This is a genomic window from Streptomyces sp. SCUT-3 (assembly GCF_014083985.1).
In the GTDB taxonomy this organism is placed as follows: domain Bacteria; phylum Actinomycetota; class Actinomycetes; order Streptomycetales; family Streptomycetaceae; genus Streptomyces_H; species Streptomyces_H thermolineatus.
The window spans coordinates 4222543-4239326 of the sequence record NZ_CP046907.1; the positions used below are offsets into that span (position 1 = coordinate 4222543).

At 74.4% G+C, this 16784-nt stretch carries 13 protein-coding genes and 2 tRNA genes; 13 read left to right on the forward strand and 2 right to left on the reverse strand.

Annotated features, from left to right (window positions below; genetic code table 11):
• Window positions 1-15: 15 nt before the first annotated feature.
• Window positions 16-1092, reverse strand: coding sequence for a M48 family metallopeptidase (locus GQS52_RS18660; RefSeq protein WP_182314508.1), 1077 nt, complete (start codon window positions 1090-1092; stop codon window positions 16-18).
• Window positions 1093-1199: 107 nt separating this feature from the next.
• On the opposite strand from GQS52_RS18660, the gene GQS52_RS18665 reads away from it, so the two are divergent.
• The 7 genes from GQS52_RS18665 to GQS52_RS18695 all read left to right on the forward strand — a co-directional run bounded on the left by GQS52_RS18665 (window position 1200) and on the right by GQS52_RS18695 (window position 5578).
• The gene (locus GQS52_RS18665) at window positions 1200-1337 is read left to right on the forward strand and encodes a hypothetical protein (RefSeq protein WP_182314509.1); all 138 of its coding nucleotides are present in this window, start codon (window positions 1200-1202) and stop codon (window positions 1335-1337) included.
• A 149-nt stretch (window positions 1338-1486) separates the two neighbouring features.
• Window positions 1487-1633, forward strand: coding sequence for a hypothetical protein (locus GQS52_RS18670; RefSeq protein WP_182314510.1), 147 nt, complete (start codon window positions 1487-1489; stop codon window positions 1631-1633).
• 25 nt (window positions 1634-1658) lie between these two features.
• Complete coding sequence (gene nadD / locus GQS52_RS18675) at window positions 1659-2264, forward strand: nicotinate-nucleotide adenylyltransferase (protein WP_182314511.1); 606 nt, start codon at window positions 1659-1661, stop codon at window positions 2262-2264.
• A gap of 61 nt (window positions 2265-2325) precedes the next feature.
• The gene (locus GQS52_RS18680) at window positions 2326-4191 is read left to right on the forward strand and encodes an LCP family protein (RefSeq protein ID WP_182314512.1); all 1866 of its coding nucleotides are present in this window, start codon (window positions 2326-2328) and stop codon (window positions 4189-4191) included.
• Window positions 4192-4265: 74 nt separating this feature from the next.
• Window positions 4266-4700: a ribosome silencing factor gene (rsfS, locus tag GQS52_RS18685; protein WP_182314513.1), complete on the forward strand. Its 435-nt coding sequence runs from the start codon at window positions 4266-4268 to the stop codon at window positions 4698-4700.
• Complete coding sequence (locus GQS52_RS18690; RefSeq protein WP_259371151.1) at window positions 4697-5350, forward strand: histidine phosphatase family protein; 654 nt, start codon at window positions 4697-4699, stop codon at window positions 5348-5350. Before rsfS ends, GQS52_RS18690 begins: the two co-directional genes overlap by 4 nt.
• A gap of 155 nt (window positions 5351-5505) precedes the next feature.
• A tRNA-Ala gene (locus GQS52_RS18695) sits at window positions 5506-5578 on the forward strand.
• A 105-nt stretch (window positions 5579-5683) separates the two neighbouring features.
• Here GQS52_RS18695 and GQS52_RS18700 read toward each other — a convergent pair.
• Window positions 5684-7162, reverse strand: coding sequence for a glycosyltransferase 87 family protein (locus tag GQS52_RS18700; protein WP_182314515.1), 1479 nt, complete (start codon window positions 7160-7162; stop codon window positions 5684-5686).
• 114 nt (window positions 7163-7276) lie between these two features.
• Here GQS52_RS18700 and GQS52_RS18705 point away from each other — a divergent pair.
• From GQS52_RS18705 to GQS52_RS18730, 6 genes are all read left to right on the forward strand, one after another.
• A tRNA-Ala gene (locus GQS52_RS18705) sits at window positions 7277-7349 on the forward strand.
• 401 nt (window positions 7350-7750) lie between these two features.
• Window positions 7751-10579: a leucine--tRNA ligase gene (gene leuS / locus GQS52_RS18710; RefSeq protein ID WP_182314516.1), complete on the forward strand. Its 2829-nt coding sequence runs from the start codon at window positions 7751-7753 to the stop codon at window positions 10577-10579.
• Window positions 10580-10799: 220 nt separating this feature from the next.
• Window positions 10800-11561: a hypothetical protein gene (locus tag GQS52_RS18715; protein WP_182314517.1), complete on the forward strand. Its 762-nt coding sequence runs from the start codon at window positions 10800-10802 to the stop codon at window positions 11559-11561.
• Between the two features lie 68 nt (window positions 11562-11629).
• Window positions 11630-12478, forward strand: a complete 849-nt coding sequence (locus GQS52_RS18720) for a DegV family protein (RefSeq protein ID WP_182314518.1) — start codon at window positions 11630-11632, stop codon at window positions 12476-12478.
• Between the two features lie 468 nt (window positions 12479-12946).
• Window positions 12947-13780 carry a ComEA family DNA-binding protein gene (locus GQS52_RS18725; RefSeq protein WP_259370849.1) on the forward strand — a complete coding sequence of 278 codons (834 nt, stop codon included), beginning with the start codon at window positions 12947-12949 and terminating at the stop codon, window positions 13778-13780.
• Between the two features lie 474 nt (window positions 13781-14254).
• Window positions 14255-16783 (forward strand): ComEC/Rec2 family competence protein, encoded by a 2529-nt coding sequence (locus tag GQS52_RS18730; protein ID WP_182314520.1) that lies wholly within the window; start codon window positions 14255-14257, stop codon window positions 16781-16783.
• Window position 16784: the final 1 nt, after the last annotated feature.

Sequence of the window (16784 nt, forward strand, 5' to 3'; positions counted from 1 at the left end):
CGCCTCCCGGCGGGGTCAGTTCCCGGGCCCCTCGGCCCCGGCTCCGCCGCTCTCCGCGCCGTTCCCCCCGGGGCGGCTGCCCGCGAAGCGGTCGCGCAGCTTCCCGCCTATGTCGCCGGCCCCGGCGCCCAGGTCCCGCAGCAGCCCCATCAGCGGGTCCTTGCTCTCCCGCACGTCCTTGGCGTAGGAGTTCGCGGACTCCTTGAACGACTCGTACACCGAGGTGTCGCGGTCCTCGGACCGGCGCGGGTAGTGGCCGTCCAGGATCCGCTGGTGGTCGCGCGAGCCGGCCCACCGCTTCAGCTCGGCCGCCCGGACCGTGGTGAACGGGTGCCGGCGCGGCAGCACGCTGAGGATCTTCAGCACGGAGTCCCGCAGGTCGCCGGCGGACTCGTACTCCTCGGCCTGGGCGAGGAAGGCGTCGACGTTCATCTCGTGCAGGTGGTTGCCGCCGGCCAGCTTCATCAGGCCCCGCATGGACGCCTGCAGGTCCTGCCCGACCAGGAGGCCGGCCCGGTCCGCGGACAGTTCGGACTTGCGGAACCACTCGTACAGCGCAGTGTTGATCGCCCGGAACGCGATGCTGCCCAGCGGCAGCCAGGCCACCCGCTCGGCGAGGCCGGTCAGGAACTCCATGAGCGTGCGGTAGACGGCGTGGCCGGACAGGGCGTGGCCGACCTCGTGGCCGACCACCGCCCGCATCTCCTCCTCGTCGAGCAGTTCCACCAGCGCGGTGGTGACCACGACGACCGGCTCGTCCAGGCCGATGCACATCGCGTTGGGCCTGGGGTCCTGGACCACGTACATCTGCGGGACCTTCTCCAGGTCCAGGATGTAGCAGGCGTCCCGCAGCATGTCGTACAGGTGCGGGAACTGCTGCTCGCCCACGCGGACGGAGTCCGAGAGGAAGAGCAGGCGCAGGGAACGCTCGGGCAGCAGCCCGCTCAGCGTCTTCAAAACGGTGTCGAACCCGCTCAGCTTGCGCAGCGCCACCAGCGCCGAGCGGTCCGCCGGGTGCTCGTAGGCGCGCGATGAGATCCCGGGGAAGCGGGTGCGGTTGCGGCCGGGCACGTTCTCGTCGGACTCGGACATCAGGTGTCCACCCCCATGGTTGCCGTTGCTGACTCGTCCCCCGCCCCACAGTAGGGCCCCAAGCGCCCCCGGCTAGGCTGGACGCCAGGAAAGAGAAGGAGCCCCCCATGAACGACCTGACCGCCCTCCTGGCCGCCGCCCCCGCCGGTGACGGCATCGGCGTCCTGCGCTGGGTACTGATCGTCTCGGTGGTGGGGATCGTCCTCCTCGCCTGGTTCCTGCTGCGCGGCTACGGGGACAAGTAGCAGGCAGCAGACTCCGTTGACGTACCGGTTGCCTGAAAGGACGCGTCCGGACCGTCCGGGGTTCCCCCCGGACCGCATCCGCGGACGCGCCCGTACGATGAGGCACGACATCCTGCCGCGACCACTCACCGCAAAGGGCCCCGTCTGACATGATCACCACCTCCGCCGCCGCGCTGACCCTCCTCGCCTCCGAGAGTGGCGAGCACGAGAACCTCAACCCGTACGTGACCGGCATCGGCGCCTTCCTCTTCCTGATGGTGCTGCTGTGGATCACCACCCGCTTCAACCGGGACTGAGCACGCGGCCTTAAGCTCTGGTCGCATGGGAGAGCAGCCGAAGCGACGACTGGGTGTGATGGGCGGCACGTTCGACCCGATCCACCACGGACACCTGGTCGCCGCCAGCGAGGTGGCCAGTCTGTTCGACCTCGACGAGGTGATCTTCGTACCGACCGGCCAGCCGTGGCAGAAGAGCCACAAGACGGTGTCCCCGGCCGAGGACCGCTACTTGATGACGGTCATCGCGACCGCCTCCAACCCGCAGTTCTCGGTCAGCCGCACCGACATCGACCGCGGCGGCAAGACGTACACCGTCGACACGCTCCGCGACCTGCGGACCGAGCACCCGGACGCGGAGCTGTTCTTCATCACCGGAGCCGATGCGCTCTCCCAGATCCTGAGCTGGCGCAACGCCCGGGAGATGTTCGGGCTCGCCCACTTCATCGGGGTGAACAGGCCGGGGCACGAACTCCAGGACCCCGGCTTCCCCGAGGGCGGCGTGTCCCTGGTCGAGGTGCCCGCGCTGGCCATCTCCTCCACGGACTGCAGGCAGCGGGTGGCCAAGGGCCAGCCGGTCTGGTACCTCGTGCCCGACGGGGTGGTCCGCTACATCAACAAGCGGAAGCTGTACCGGCAGGACGCCGGATAGATCCCGGACACAGCCGGAGACAGCCGGACACAGCACGGACGAGATCGGCAAGGGGCCGCTGGTGAACGACCGACACTCCGCCGACCACTACGGCGACGAGCCGTACGGGACGGGCGCGTACGACGCCGGCCGGCAGCAGGGCCACGCGCAGGACCCCTACGGGCAGCAGACCCCGTACCCGCAGGAGTACGGACAGGGCCAGGAGTACGGGCAGGGCTACGCACAGCAGTACCCCCAGGACCAGGGGCAGTACGCCCAGGACCAGGGGCAGTACGCCCCGGGCGGGCAGCAGTCCTACTCCGGCGGCGGGTACGCCGAGGGGTACTCCGGGCAGCAGCAGTACCCCGGGCAGCAGTACCCCGGGCAGCAGTACTCCGGGCAGCAGTACCCCGGGCAGGCCACGGGGCTCCGGGACCAGCAGGCCTGGATCCCCCAGCAGCAGCCCCACGAGCAGCAGCCGCCGCCCAGGGACCCGTCCTACGGGCAGCCGCAGCCGCAGCCGCACCGGGAGCAGCCCTACGGCGGGCAGCAGCACGACGCGCGGTACGAGGAGGAGCGGTACGAGGACCCGGAGCCGGCCGCACGGCCCGACGGGGATCCCGGACACGGTTCCGACCGGGGGCCCGACCGGGGGCCCGACCGGGGCCACGGCCCGGAGGCCGACCGCGGCGAGGATTACGCCACGGAGCAGTTCGCCTTCGTGGAGGAGGACGACGAGGACTCCGAGGACGTCATCGACTGGCTGAAGTTCAGCGAGTCCCGGACCGAGCGGCGCGACGAGCGCAAGCGGCGCGGCCGCAACCGGGTGATCGCCGCGTGCGTGGTGCTGGTGCTCGCCCTGGCCGGCGGCACCGGCTACCTGTGGGCGACCGGCAGGCTCCCCGGCGGGGAGACCGACGTGTCCGGGCCGGCCGTGGCGGGCGGGCAGAAGCGCGACGTCATCGTCGTCCACCTCAAGCCCGTCGACAGCACCGAGTCCTCCACCGCCCTCCTGGTCGGCAACACGACCAGGAACAAGGGCACCACGGTCCTGCTGCCCAACTCCATGGCGGTCTCCACCGACGACGGCGGCGCCACGACCCTGGGCAAGTCGGTGGAGGACGAGGGCGCGGGCCCCACCCGCGACGCCCTCAACTCCCTCCTGGGAGCGAACATCAAGGGCACCTGGCGGCTGGACACGCCGTTCCTGGAGAACCTGGTCGAGCTCAACGGCGGCATTGTCGTCGACGCCGACGCCACGGTCAGGGACGGTGACGGGGACGACGCCAAGACCCTCGTCACCCGGGGCAAGGGGCGCGAGCTCAACGGCCGCGCCGCCGTCGCCTACGCCACCCACCGGGCGCAGGGCGAGTCCTCCGACAAGCAGCTCGCCCGCTTCGGCCAGGTGCTGCAGGGGGTGCTGGAGAAGATGCCCAGCGGCGCCACGGACGCCACCCGCACGGTGCAGAGCCTGGGCGCCATCGCCGACCCGTCGCTGCCGGAGGGGGAGCTCGGCGCCTCGCTCGCCTCCCTCGCCGAGATGGCCAAGACCGGCGCCTACTCCACCGTCCCCCTGCCGGTCGAGGCGGACGGCACGCTGGACGGGAGCACCACCGAGGGCGTGGTCAAGGAGGTGCTCGGCGGCACCGTGGACAACACCGACGCCGACTCCACCCCCCGGGTCAGCGTCCGGAACGCCACCGGCTCCCGGGAACGGGCCGCGGACGCCGAGGTGGCGATCGTCAACGGCGGCTGGTCCTACGTCCCCGGCGGCACCGCGGAGGGGGCGGCCTCCTCCCGGGTGACCTACGCCGACGCCGCGCACGCCGCCGCGGCGAAGGAGGTCGCCAAGACCCTCGGCCTGCCCGCCACGGCGGTGGGCAAGGGCCGGGCGGCCCAGAACGCCGACGTGGTCGTCGTCCTGGGGCAGGACTACGACGGGAAATGACGGGAAGCACCCCTCCGGGGTCATGAGACCCTGGAGGGGTTCATCCTGCTCCCGAACCGAAAGCACAAAACTTCGTGACCGCAACGGACCGCGCCGTCGAACTCGTCACTGCTGCCGCCCAGGCGGCGGCCGACAGGCTGGCGCACGACATCATCGCCTACGACGTCAGCGACGTCCTCGCCATCACGGACGCCTTCCTCCTGGCCTCGGCGCCCAACGACCGCCAGGTCAAGGCGATCGTCGACGGCATCGAGGAGGCCCTCCTGAAGGAGCACGGCGCCAAGCCGGTGCGCCGGGAGGGCGAGCGCGACGGCCGCTGGGTGCTGCTCGACTACGTCGACATCGTGGTGCACGTCCAGCACGCCGAGGAGCGCGTCTTCTACGCACTCGAGCGGCTGTGGAAGGACTGCCCCGAGATGGAGCTGCCCGAGGACGCCAGGGCCACCCGCGGCCGCGCCGAGGAGCACGCCCGCGCACACGGTGCCGAGGCGGACGGAGAGCTGAGCTGAACGGCAGGAAGTACGGCCGCGGCCGGCGCATCGTCCTGTGGCGGCACGGCCAGACGGAGTGGAACCTCGAGGGCCGCTTCCAGGGCACCACGGACATCCCGCTGACGGAGACCGGCATCGCCCAGGCCAAGCGCTCCGCACGCCTGCTGGCTGCCCTGCGGCCCCACCGGATCATCGCCTCGGACCTCAAGCGCGCCGCCGCCACCGCGGCCGAGCTCGCCGCCGTCACCGGCCTGCCGGTCGACCACCACCACGGGCTGCGCGAGACCTACGCGGGCGTGTGGCAGGGGCTGACCAACGCCGAGATCCAGGAGAAGTACTCCGAGGAGTACGACGCCTGGAAGCGCGGCGAGCCGGTGCGGCGCGGCGGCGGCGAGCTGGAGACCGAGGTCGCCGACCGCTCCGCCCCGGTGGTGCTGGCGGCGGCGGACGAGCTGCCCGAGGACGGCACGCTCGTCGTGGTCGCCCACGGCGGGAGCATAAGGGTCACCCTCGGCCGCCTCATCGGCCTCGACCCGCACCAGTGGGAGTCCCTGGGCGGCCTGTCCAACTGCTGCTGGTCGGTGCTGGGGGAGGGCGCCTCGGGCTGGCGCCTGCTGGAGCACAACGCCGGCACCCTGCCCGCGCCGGTCATCGGCGACGACACGTAGGCGGCGGCCGCCCGTCCGGGGTACCGGCCCCGGACGGACCCGCCCACGGGGCTCCGTGGCAGGGCCCGCAGGCGGGACCGGGACCGGATTTCAGGATTCGGGGGATCACCGGTTAAGCTTCTTCTCGTTCGAGGCGGTCACCGCCGAAGAACGGCGGGGCTATAGCTCAGCTGGTAGAGCACTTGCATGGCATGCAAGGGGTCAGGGGTTCAAATCCCCTTAGCTCCACAGAAAGAACGCCTCCGGGATCTCCCGGGGGCGTTCTGCTTTTGTGCCGCCATTCGCCCCGCGGGGACCGATCCGTCCGTCCGGCCGGCGCATCCGGCCGGCTGACTACCCCGCGGAGCCGTCGTCCGGGGCCGACGCGGCGCTCGGCGTCCGGCCCAGGGGCGACGGGCGGGCATCCGGGGCCGGGACCCCGTCCCGCCCCGCTGTCCCCGTCCGCGCCACCGCCCGCCGCAGCACCGCCGTGGCCAGGAGCAGGAACGCCGCGCCGACGGCCGGGTAGAGGGCGGACAGGGCCGCTTCGCCCGCGCCCTGGTGCAGTTCGAGGCGGCCCTCGCCGTGCGGCACCAGCCAGATGCCGAACGAGCAGAACACCAGCCCCGCGGCCCCCGCGCCCGCCCACCACGCCCGGCTGCGTCGCCGCGCCGCCTCGCGGCCGAGCAGCAGCACCAGCGGCACGCCCCAGACCCAGTGGTGCGACCAGGAGACGGGGCTGACCAGCAGCGCCGTCACCGCCGCCGTCACCACCGCCCAGGCGTGCCCGTGCGGCAGCGCCGGGCCCGCGGCGGCGGCGCCGACCGCGACGGCCAGCCCGCAGGCCGCGACCACCGCGGCGGTGACGGCCCACCACGCGCCGGGGTCACCGGTGTGCAGGGCCCGCGCCAGGACCCCGCGCAGCGACTGGTTGGCGGTGTCCTCGGCGAACCCCACCCGGCCGGCGGCGAACACCGCCTCGGTCCAGAACCGCCTCGAGTCGGCGGGGAGGGCCAGGACGGCCACCAGGACCGTCGCGGTGAAGCAGGCCGCCGCCGTCGCCGCGGCCCGCAGCCACGGGTTCCACAGGCGCGGCCCCCGGCCGGACGGCCCGCCCCTCGCGGTGGTCCCGTCCGGCCCGGCGGCCCCGCCCGGCCCGCGTGCCGCGCGCACGGCGTGCACGATCCCCACCAGGGCCAGGAACAGGGCGAACAGACCCGGCGTCAGCTTGATGCCTGCCGCGAGCCCGATCCCCGCGCCCGCCCACCGGTGGCCGGGGCGGCGGGTGAGGTCCCACAGCACCAGCACCGCCAGCAGCAGGTTGACCTGCCCGTAGCGCAGGGTCGTCCACACCGGCTCGCACCACACCGCGAGGGCGGAGACGAGCAGCACGGCGGCGGGCCGCGCCGGTCCGCGGAGTTCCCCGGACGGGCCGGCGCGGTCGAGGAGCCGCAGCGACAGGTGCACCAGGGCGACCAGCAGGGCGAGGTTCCCGGCTGTCGCGACGGTGCGCATCGTCCCCGTCCCGACCCAGGTCAGGGGCACGAAGAGCAGTGCCGCGAAGGGCGGGTAGGTGGCGGGTAGCTCCGCGTGGGTGGCACGCATCGCGTACAGGTCGCCGCCGGTGCGAACCGTCCACCCCTCGGCCCGGTAGACCATCAGGTCGATCATCGAGACCTCCGCGGCCCGCTGCGCCGCCCAGAGCCCGGCGAAGGACAGCAGGCACAGCGCCGCGGCGGCCGGCACGGGCCTGCGGCGGAGGGCGGCGCGGACGCGGCCGGCGGTGAGACCGCGGGCGCGCGCCGGGAAGGTGCGGGACGGTGTCGCGGTCACGGGGCGACAGTACCGGGGCGCTGAGGGCCTGACCAGGAACGCGTTTGGCAAACGACCCCCTGAGCCGTGTAATGTATGCGGAGTCGCCGGGGGAACCCGGAGGACAAACAACACGGGGCTATAGCTCAGTTGGTAGAGCGCTTGCATGGCATGCAAGAGGTCCGGGGTTCGAATCCCCGTAGCTCCACAGCAGTACGGGCCGTCCGATTCGTCGGGCGGCCCGTAGTCGTTACCCCTCCGTCCGTTCGCCGGCCCGGCACGTCCGGCCGGCCGTTCACCCGGCCGGCCCGTTCTCGGGCCGTGTTCCGGCCCGTGTCAGGCCCGTGCCGGCTGCCGGACGTGATGCGGCCGCTTTCCGGCATTGCGGTACCCTGGCGCCATGCGAGCCGTGCGCCTTGTCCTTACCGGGCCGCGCTGACCAGTCCCGGCCGGTGACCGATCCCCGGCCGGAGTCGGCGCGGCGTCCCCTCCTGTGCGAGGGGTTTTTCTGTTTCCCGGCGCGTCGGCCCCCTTCGGTGCACGCAGGGCTACTGTCGGTATCCGCAGGGCGCGCACGATCGCGATGACACCCATGGAGCTTCGAGGACGATGAGCGAGACCACCCCAGCCGCCAAGTACGACGCCGCCCTGGCCGCCGAGATCGAGGCCCGCTGGCAGGACTTCTGGGAGGACCACGGGACCTTCGAGGCCCCGAACCCGGTCGGCCCGCTGGCCGGTGAGGCCGGTCTCGTCGAGCGGCCCAAGAAGTTCGTGATGGACATGTTCCCGTACCCCTCGGGCGCGGGGCTGCACGTCGGCCACCCCCTGGGGTTCATCGCCACCGACGTCTACGCCCGCTACCAGCGGATGACCGGGCACAACGTCCTGCACACCCTGGGCTTCGACGCCTTCGGCCTGCCCGCCGAGCAGTACGCCGTCCAGACCGGCACCCACCCGCGCACCACCACGCTGGAGAACATCGGCAACATGCGCCGCCAGCTGCGGCGCCTGGGCCTGGGCCACGACAAGCGCCGCTCGATCTCCACGATCGACCCGGACTACTACCGCTGGACCCAGTGGATCTTCCTGCAGATCTTCAACTCCTGGTACGACCCCCAGGCCGGGAAGGCCCGCCCGATCGACACCCTGGTCGAGCAGTTCGCCACCGGCGCCCGCCCCGTCCCCGGCGGCCGCGACTGGTCCGCGCTGAGCGCCGCGGAGAAGGCCGACCTGCTGGGCGAGTACCGCCTGGCCTACGCCTCCGAGGCCCCCGTCAACTGGTGCCCCGGCCTGGGCACCGTGCTGGCCAACGAGGAGGTCACCGCCGACGGCCGCTCCGAGCGCGGCAACTTCCCCGTCTTCAAGGCCAAGCTGCGCCAGTGGATGATGCGCATCACCGCCTACTCCGACCGGCTGATCGACGACCTGGAGCTGCTGGACTGGCCCGAGGCCATCAAGCTGCAGCAGCGCAACTGGATCGGCCGCAGCGAGGGCGCCCGCGTCGACTTCGCCGTCGACGGCCGCGACGAGAAGATCACCGTCTTCACCACCCGCCCCGACACCCTGTTCGGCGCCACCTACATGGTCCTGGCGCCCGAGCACGAGCTGGTCGACCGGATCGTCCCGGCCGCCTGGCCCGAGGGCACCAAGGACGCCTGGACCGGCGGGCACGCCGACCCGGCCGCGGCGGTCGCCGCCTACCGCCGCGAGGCCGCGGCCAAGTCCGACGTGGAGCGCCAGAGCGAGGGACGGCAGAAGACCGGCGTCTTCACCGGCTCCTGGGCGGTCAACCCGGTCAACGGCGAGCGCGTCCCCGTCTTCGTCGCCGACTACGTGCTGATGGGCTACGGCACCGGCGCCATCATGGCCGTGCCCGCCCAGGACCAGCGCGACTGGGAGTTCGCCACCGTCTTCGACCTGCCGATCGTGCGCACCGTGCAGCCCTCGGAGGGCTTCGACGGCGAGGCGTACACCGGCGACGGGCCGGCGATCAACTCCGCCAACGACGAGATCGACATCAACGGCATGGGCGTCGCCGAGGCCAAGCGCACCGTCATCGAGTACCTGGAGCGCCGGGGCATCGGCGAGGGCACGATCAACTACAAGCTGCGCGACTGGCTGTTCAGCCGCCAGCGGTACTGGGGCGAGCCGTTCCCGATCGTCTACGACGAGGACGGCGTCGCCCACCCGCTGCCCGACTCGATGCTGCCGGTCGAACTGCCCGAGATCGAGGACTACTCGCCGCGCACCTTCGACCCCGACGACGCCGACACCTCCCCGGAGACCCCGCTGTCCCGGAACGAGGAGTGGGTCACCGTCGAGCTGGACCTGGGCGACGGCCCGAAGAAGTACCGCCGCGAGACCAACACCATGCCCAACTGGGCCGGTTCCTGCTGGTACTACCTGCGCTACGCCGACCCGTCCAACGCCTCCGCGGTCGTCGACCCCGAGAACGAGGCCTACTGGATGGGCCCGCGCGAGGGCATGCCCGCCGGCGGCGTCGACCTGTACGTCGGCGGCGCCGAGCACGCCGTGCTGCACCTGCTGTACGCCCGCTTCTGGCACAAGGTCCTGCACGACCTGGGCCACGTGTCCTCCTCCGAGCCCTTCCACAAGCTGTACAACCAGGGCATGATCCAGGCGTTCGTCTACCGCGACGCCCGCGGCTTCCCCGTGCCGGCCGCCGAGGTCGAGGAGCGGGACGGCACGTACTGGTACGAGGGCGAGCAGGTCAAGCGCGAACTCGGCAAGATGGGCAAGTCCCTGAAGAACTCCGTCACCCCCGACGAGATCTGCGCCGAGTACGGTGCCGACACCCTGCGCCTGTACGAGATGGCCATGGGCCCCCTGGACGTCTCCCGCCCCTGGGACACCCGGGCCGTCGTCGGCTCCTACCGCTTCCTGCAGCGGCTGTGGCGCAACGTCGTCGACGAGGCCACCGGCGAGGTCACCGTCACCGACGACGCGCCCGACGAGGAGACCCTGCGGGCCCTGCACAAGACGATCGACGGCATGCGCACGGACATGGAGAACCTGCGCTTCAACACCGCCATCGCCAAGGCCACCGAGCTGAACAACCACCTCACCAAGCTGCCGGCCGTGCCCCGCCCGGTGGCCGAGCAACTGGTCAAGCTGGTGGCCCCGCTGGCCCCGCACATCGCCGACGAGCTGTGGAACCGGCTGGGCCACACCGGCTCCCTGGCCCACGCGGACTTCCCCGTCGCCGACCCGGCGCTGGTGAGGGACGAGACCGTCACCTGCGTGGTCCAGATCAAGGGCAAGGTCAAGGCGCGGCTGGAGGTCGCCCCGGACATCGCCGACGACGAGCTGGAGAAGGCCGCCCTGGCCGAGCCGGTCGTGCAGACCGCGCTGGGCGGCGCCGGCATCCGCAAGGTGATCGTGCGGGCGCCCAAGCTGGTCAACATCGTCCCCGCCTGACGGCGCCCCGGCCCGGTGCCCCGCCCGGGGCGCCGGGCCCGGAGCCCCGGGCCCGCGTGCGCACCCGGCACGCCGGCCGCGACCGCTGCGCGCCCGGAGGGGCGGGAACCCCCGCCCCTCCGAGCGCGTTGTCGTCTACGGGCGCGCGGCGCGGTGACGGGCACGCCCGCCCACCGGACCCGCCGGCCCACCGGCACCGCGGACCCTGGAGACGGAGCACATGGAGTACATCCTCGCCGTGATCCTGCTGATCCTCGTGCTCGTCGCCGCGGCGGCCACGGTGGCGGCGGTCAAGACCACCAGGGCGGTCAGGCGGAAGGTGGAGCAGACCGTCCCCCAGGCCCGCCGCATGGTCGAGGACACCACGCTCAAGGCCCGCAGCTACACCCGGCCCGGCGCGGCCGGGGAGATCGCCCAGCTGCGGCTGTCGGTGCGCACCTCGGTCGACTCCACCCGCCAGGTGCTCCGCGCCGCCCTGCCCGAGGACCCGGCGCTGCACGAGTCGCTCGCCCTCCTGGCCCGCCTGGAGGAGCACGCCGGGGCGCTCGACGCCGAACTGAAGGGCCTGGAGCGCGAGCCCGACCGGGCCCGGGCCGCCCAGCGCCTGCCCGAACTGCGCGAGCGGGCCGGCCGCATCACCCACGCCGCCGAATCCCTGCGCTGGGCGGTGCGCGACCGCAGCCGCCGCTTCGCCGCCGACGACCTGGCCTCGCTGAGCGCGCAGATCGAGACCGAGGCGGGGGCGCTGCGCCACTGGGAGCCCACGGAGGGGCGGGAACCCGCCGGCGGGCGGACCGCCGGTCCGGCAGGGGCGTCCGGCGCCCCCGGAACGGCGGACGCCCCCGGAGCAGCCGGCGAGGGCGCGTCCCGTCCGGCGATCACCGGCGGAGACCCGCTGCGCAAGAGCACCCGGCTCCCCTGGGAGGAGCCCGCCCGCGAACGCGGTGAACAGCGCGACCACCGCCCGCGGAACGGTTCCTGAACACTTTCCGGCGTCCTCGCCGCGGCCCGCGCTGTGTGTCGCGGGAGACGCCGGGTAATCTCCCGCTCATGTCCCGCCATGTCGCCATCGTCACCGATTCAACGGCGTACCTCCCGCAGGAGGCCCTGGAGCGCCACCGCATCACGGTGGTCCCGCTGACGGTGGCCGTCGGGGACGGGGTGATGACCGAGGGGGCGGACGGCGTCACCGCCGCGGTCTCCCGGGCACTGAAGGACAGGCAGCGGGTCACCACTTCCCGGCCCGGCCCGGAGGAGTTCGCCGCCGCCTACCGGGAGGCGGCGGAGGCCGGCGCCCGCGGGATCGTCTCCCTGCACCTGTCCTCCCGGCTCTCCGGAACCCACGAGGCGGCCGTGGTCGCCGCCGCGAACGCGCCGGTGCCGGTCCGCGTGGTCGACACCGGCATGGTCGCGATGGCCCTCGGCTTCACCGTCCTCGCCGCCGCGGAGACCGCCGAGGCGGGCGGCTCGGCCGACGAGGCTGTGGCCGCGGCGGAGCGGCGCGCGGCCGGAACCTCGGCCTTCTTCTACGTCGACACCCTGGACCACCTGCGCCGGGGCGGCCGGATCGGAGCGGCGCAGGCACTGCTGGGCTCCGCGCTCGCGGTCAAACCGCTCCTCCACCTCGAGGACGGCCGCATCCAGCCGCTGGAGAAGGTACGCACGGCCTCGCGGGCGATCGCCAGGCTGGAGGAGATCGTCGTGGAGCGGGCGGCCGACGCGGCGGTGGACGTCGTCGTCTACCACCTGGCGGCACCCGAACGGGCCGGACTGCTGGCCGAACGCCTGCGCGGACGGCTGCCGGGGCTGAAGGACCTGTACGTCGACGAGGTGGGCGCGGTCATCGGCGCGCACGTCGGGCCGGGACTGCTCGGCGTCGTCGTCTCCGCCCGGTCCTGAGCCTCCGTTCGGTCCTGAGCCTTCGCCCGGTCCTGAGCCTTCGCCCGCTGGGCCGTACCCGGTCCGTGTTGTGCGGCGCGGGCGGTGCGGGTGGCGTGGGCGGTGCGTGCCCCGCGCTCTCCCGACGTGTCCCGGGCGTGCCGAGTGCCCCTGTGGACCGAGGCCGTCCCTGATCCGGATTCACCCGGAAGAAGTGCGCCTTCGTCCACAGGCTGCGTGTCGTCCCCAGGGAAAACCTGTGATCACCGGCGCCCGCACCCCCGCCCGTACCGTCCCCCCATGCGCACCCCACAGCCGCCCCGTTCCCGCGCCCGCCTCCGTGCGGAGGAGGATGCCACCGAGCTGACCAGGCGTCGGGCCGCACGGCTCTTCGAGCCGCCGCCCCGACGCCCCGGCGGGTCCGGCCGCCCGTCACCGGCCCCGCCGGTCCGCACGGCGCCCCCTTCCGGACCGGAGCCGTCCGTCCCGATGCCCTTGGGCGCGGAGCTCTTCGGGCCGGGGGCCTCCGCGGAGACGTCCTCCGGTCCTGCGCCCTCCGGTCCGGCTTGCTCCGGGGTAGTGCCGGCCGAGGGCGCCGCTGCTCCGAAAGCCCTTCCCGGCAGAGCGCGGGTGGCTGACCGGGGCGGGGCCGTACTCAGGAGCCTGCGGCTGTGGCTGGTGCCGCGCTGCGGGATGGAGCCCCGGTCGGTCGCCGCCCTCGCAGTGGTCCTGGCCGTCGCGGGCGGCCTCGCGCTCCACCACTTCTGGACCGGCCGCCCCCAGCCCGTGCGCGTACCGGCGCTCACGTCGGGACCGGCAGGGACCGCGCCCTCCCCGGAGCACGGCCCCGCACCGGCCCCGGCGACCGCCCGAAGGACGGTCGTCGTCGACGTGGCGGGGAAGGTCCGCGACCCGGGGGTGCACCGGTTGCCCCAGGGCTCCCGGGTGACCGACGCGCTGGAGGCCGCCGGGGGAGCGCTGCGCGGAGCGGACACCCGTCCGCTCAACCTCGCCCGTGTCCTGAACGACGGCGAGCAGATCCTCGTGGGGGCACCTGCCACAGGGGCCGGCGGTGCCGCCCTCCCCGGTGCCGTTCCCGGCGGGTACGCCGCCGGCGGTACGGCACCGGCGGGACCGGTCAGCCTGAACACGGCGACCGCCGAGCAGTTGGACGCGCTCCCCGGTGTGGGCCCGGTCCTCGCCCGGCACATCATCGACTTCCGCACGCGCACCGGCGGTTTCCGCTCCGTCGCCCAACTGCGGGAGGTCAACGGGATCGGCGACCGCCGGTTCTCCGACCTGAAGGACCTGGTGACGCCGTGAGGAGCCTCCGGGCAGCACGCCGACCGGGCCGTCCCCCCGCCGGACGCGCGGGCCGGTCCCCCGCGGGCGGCCCCGGTACCGCACCGCACGGGCCGTACGGGCTGTACGGGCCATATCGCCTCCGGCGCCTTCCGCCCGCCCCGGAACGGCAACCCGCCGACCCCGCCCTGCCGACGGTCGGCCCCGGGCCGCTCGTCACCGGCTCCGACCGGGCGGCGGCCGGTCCCGCACCGCAACCCACGGCGGTGCTCCACGAGGCCGTGCTCGAAGAGTCCCCGGAACTCGGCCGGGGCCTGCCGCCCCCCGGAGCCCGGTCACCGGGTGAGAACCCGTCACCGGGCGGGACGCCGGTACCCGGCGGGACCGGTCGGTGCGGGACCGGTCGGTGCGGGGCCGGTCGGTGCGGGGCCGGTCGGTGCGGGGCCGGTCGGTGCGGGGCCGGTCGGTGCGGGGCCGGGGCGGGTGAGAACGGAGATGACACGGAGAGCTGACCCGGCTTCCGTCACACCTGCACCCTCGCGCAGGCGTTCTCCTCCCCGGCGGCAGGCCTCCCTCCGGGCGCCCTCGCGCCTGGGGGATCCGAACCCGCGGGCCGTCGGCCCGGCCGACCTGCGGCTGGTGCCGCTCGCGTCGGCCGCGTGGGGCGCGGCCGCGCTGACCCTCTCCCTGCCCCGGACCACCGCGCTCCTCCTCCCGGCCGGATGCGCCGCGCTCGCGGCCGTCCTCGCGGCGGCACTGCTCGCCGTGCGGCGGACGGAGGCCGCCCGCGCCGCGGCCGCGGTCCTGCTGTGCGCGGCGTGCGCCGCGGCGGTGGCCACTGCGCACGCCGCCGACCTGCGCCGCGGCCCTCTGCCCGCGGCGGCGGCGGAACACCGCACAGTCACCGTCGGGTTGACGGTGACGTCCGACCCCCGGACCACACGGCCGCGGGTGAGCGGCCCTCAGCAGTTCCCGCCCTCGGTGGTCTTCGAGGCACGGGCCGAACGGGTCGCCGTCTCCGGCGGTCCGGCGACGCGGGTCCGCACCCCCGTCCTGGTCCTGGTCCGCACCCGGGAGGCCCGGTCCGCCCCGTGGCTGTCACTGCTGCCCTCCACCCGTCTGACAGTCACGGCCACCGCCGTGCCGCCGCTCGGCCCGGGCGACCGCGCCGCGGCGGTCCTGCGCGTCGGTGACGGGCCGCCGCACGTCACCGACGGCCCGAACGCCGCGCAGCGCACCGCGGGGACACTGCGCGCCGGACTGCGCGACGTCACCGACGGCCTGTCGCCCGACGCCCGCGCCCTGCTCCCCGGGCTCGTGGTCGGGGACACCTCCCGCGTCCCCGCCGACCTGGCCGACGCCTTCCGCGCCACCGACCTGTCCCATCTGCTCGCCGTGAGCGGCGCCAACCTGACCATCGTCCTGATACTGCTCATCGGTCCTCCGGGCAGGGCCGTCCGCGCCGAGCGCGGCGGGCTGGCACCACTCCTGGGCCTGTCCCTGAGGGCGACCGCGGTCCTGGGCGGCCTGCTCACCGTCGGCTTCGTCGTCCTGTGCCGCCCGGATCCCAGCGTGCTGCGCGCCGCCGCCTGCGGGCTGATCACCCTGCTCGCGATCGGCACCGGCCGCCGCCGCGCCCTGCTGCCGGCCCTCGCCGGGGCCGTCCTGCTCCTCGTCCTGTACGACCCGTGGCTGGCCCGCTCCTACGGTTTCCTCCTCTCCGTCCTGGCCACCGCCTCGCTCCTGCTCGTCGCGCCCCGCTGGGCCGAGGCGCTGCGTGGTCGCGGGGTGCCCGCGCGCCTCGCCGAGGTGCTGGCCGCGGCGGGGGCGGCGCAGGCGGCCTGTGCCCCGGTGGTGGCGGTGATCGCGGCGCAGGTCAGCCTGGTCGCCGTCCCGTGCAACCTGTTCGCCGAACTCGCCGTCGCCCCGGCCACCGTCCTCGGGTTCGCCGCGCTCGCCACAGCTCCCTTCGCCGAGCCGCCGGCGAGGTTCCTGGCCCGGGTCGCGGCCGAGCCCGTCGAGTGGATCGCGGCGGTCGCCCGCGCGGGGGCGGGGCTGCCGGGCGCCACGGTCGACTGGCCCGGCGGGTGGGCGGGCGGCGCGCTGCTGGCAGCGGCCGCCGCGGCGGTCTGCCTGGTGGCGCGCCGCGTCGTCCTGAGGCCGTGGCTGTGCGCGGCCCTGGCCGTCGCGCTGCTGCTGGTCGTGGTGCGGCCGTCTCCGCTGCCCCGCATCGTCACCGGCTGGCCGCCGCCGGACTGGCGGGTGGTCGCCTGCGACGTGGGCCAGGGCGACGCCATCGTCCTGGCGGCCGGTCCCGGCCGGGCCGTCGTGGTGGACGCCGGCCCCGACCCCGCCCCGGTCGACCGCTGCCTGCGCTCCCTGGAGGTGACCGCGGTGCCGCTGGTCGTCGTCACGCACTTCCACGCGGACCACGTCGCGGGACTCGCGGGCGTGCTGCGGGGCCGCGAGGTGGGGGCCGTCGAGACGACGGTCCCGGCCGGCCCGCCCGGGCAGCGCCGCGCGGTGCGCCGCCTGGCCGCCTCGGCAGGCGTGCCGCTGCTGCGCGCGGCCGCGGGGGAGCGACGGCGGGTGGGGGACCTGTCCTGGGAGGTCCTCGCGCCCGGCCCCTCGGCCGCGGCCGAGGCCCCGTACGGCAACCCCAACGACTCCAGCGTGGTGATGCTGGTGCGCACCGCCGGCCTGACCGTGCTGCTGCTCGGTGACGTCGAACCGCCCGCCCAGCGCAGTCTGCTGGAAGCGGTTCCGGACCTGCCCCGTGTGGACGTCCTCAAGGTCGCCCACCACGGCTCCGCCCACCAGGACGGAGAACTGCTGCGCCGCGTCGCCCCCCGGCTGGCCCTGGTGTCCTGCGGCCGGGACAACGACTACGGGCACCCGTCCCCGCGCACCCTCGCCGCCCTGCGGGCCGTCGGTACCACCGTCCTGCGCACCGACCTGCACGGCTCCGTGGCCGTCACCGGAACCCCGTCCGACCTGCGCGCGGCCCGGGCCGGTCCTCGGTGAC

Coding starts and splice junctions, on each gene's coding strand:
- GQS52_RS18660 (WP_182314508.1), bottom strand. CDS start 1,092: ATGTCCGAGTCCGACGAGAACGTGCCCGGCCGCAACCGCACCCGCTTC.
- GQS52_RS18665 (WP_182314509.1), top strand. CDS start 1,200: ATGAACGACCTGACCGCCCTCCTGGCCGCCGCCCCCGCCGGTGACGGC.
- GQS52_RS18670 (WP_182314510.1), top strand. CDS start 1,487: ATGATCACCACCTCCGCCGCCGCGCTGACCCTCCTCGCCTCCGAGAGT.
- nadD (WP_182314511.1), top strand. CDS start 1,659: ATGGGAGAGCAGCCGAAGCGACGACTGGGTGTGATGGGCGGCACGTTC.
- leuS (WP_182314516.1), top strand. CDS start 7,751: ATGAGCGAGACCACCCCAGCCGCCAAGTACGACGCCGCCCTGGCCGCC.
- GQS52_RS18715 (WP_182314517.1), top strand. CDS start 10,800: ATGGAGTACATCCTCGCCGTGATCCTGCTGATCCTCGTGCTCGTCGCC.
- GQS52_RS18720 (WP_182314518.1), top strand. CDS start 11,630: ATGTCCCGCCATGTCGCCATCGTCACCGATTCAACGGCGTACCTCCCG.
- GQS52_RS18725 (WP_259370849.1), top strand. CDS start 12,947: ATGCCCTTGGGCGCGGAGCTCTTCGGGCCGGGGGCCTCCGCGGAGACG.
- GQS52_RS18730 (WP_182314520.1), top strand. CDS start 14,255: ATGACACGGAGAGCTGACCCGGCTTCCGTCACACCTGCACCCTCGCGC.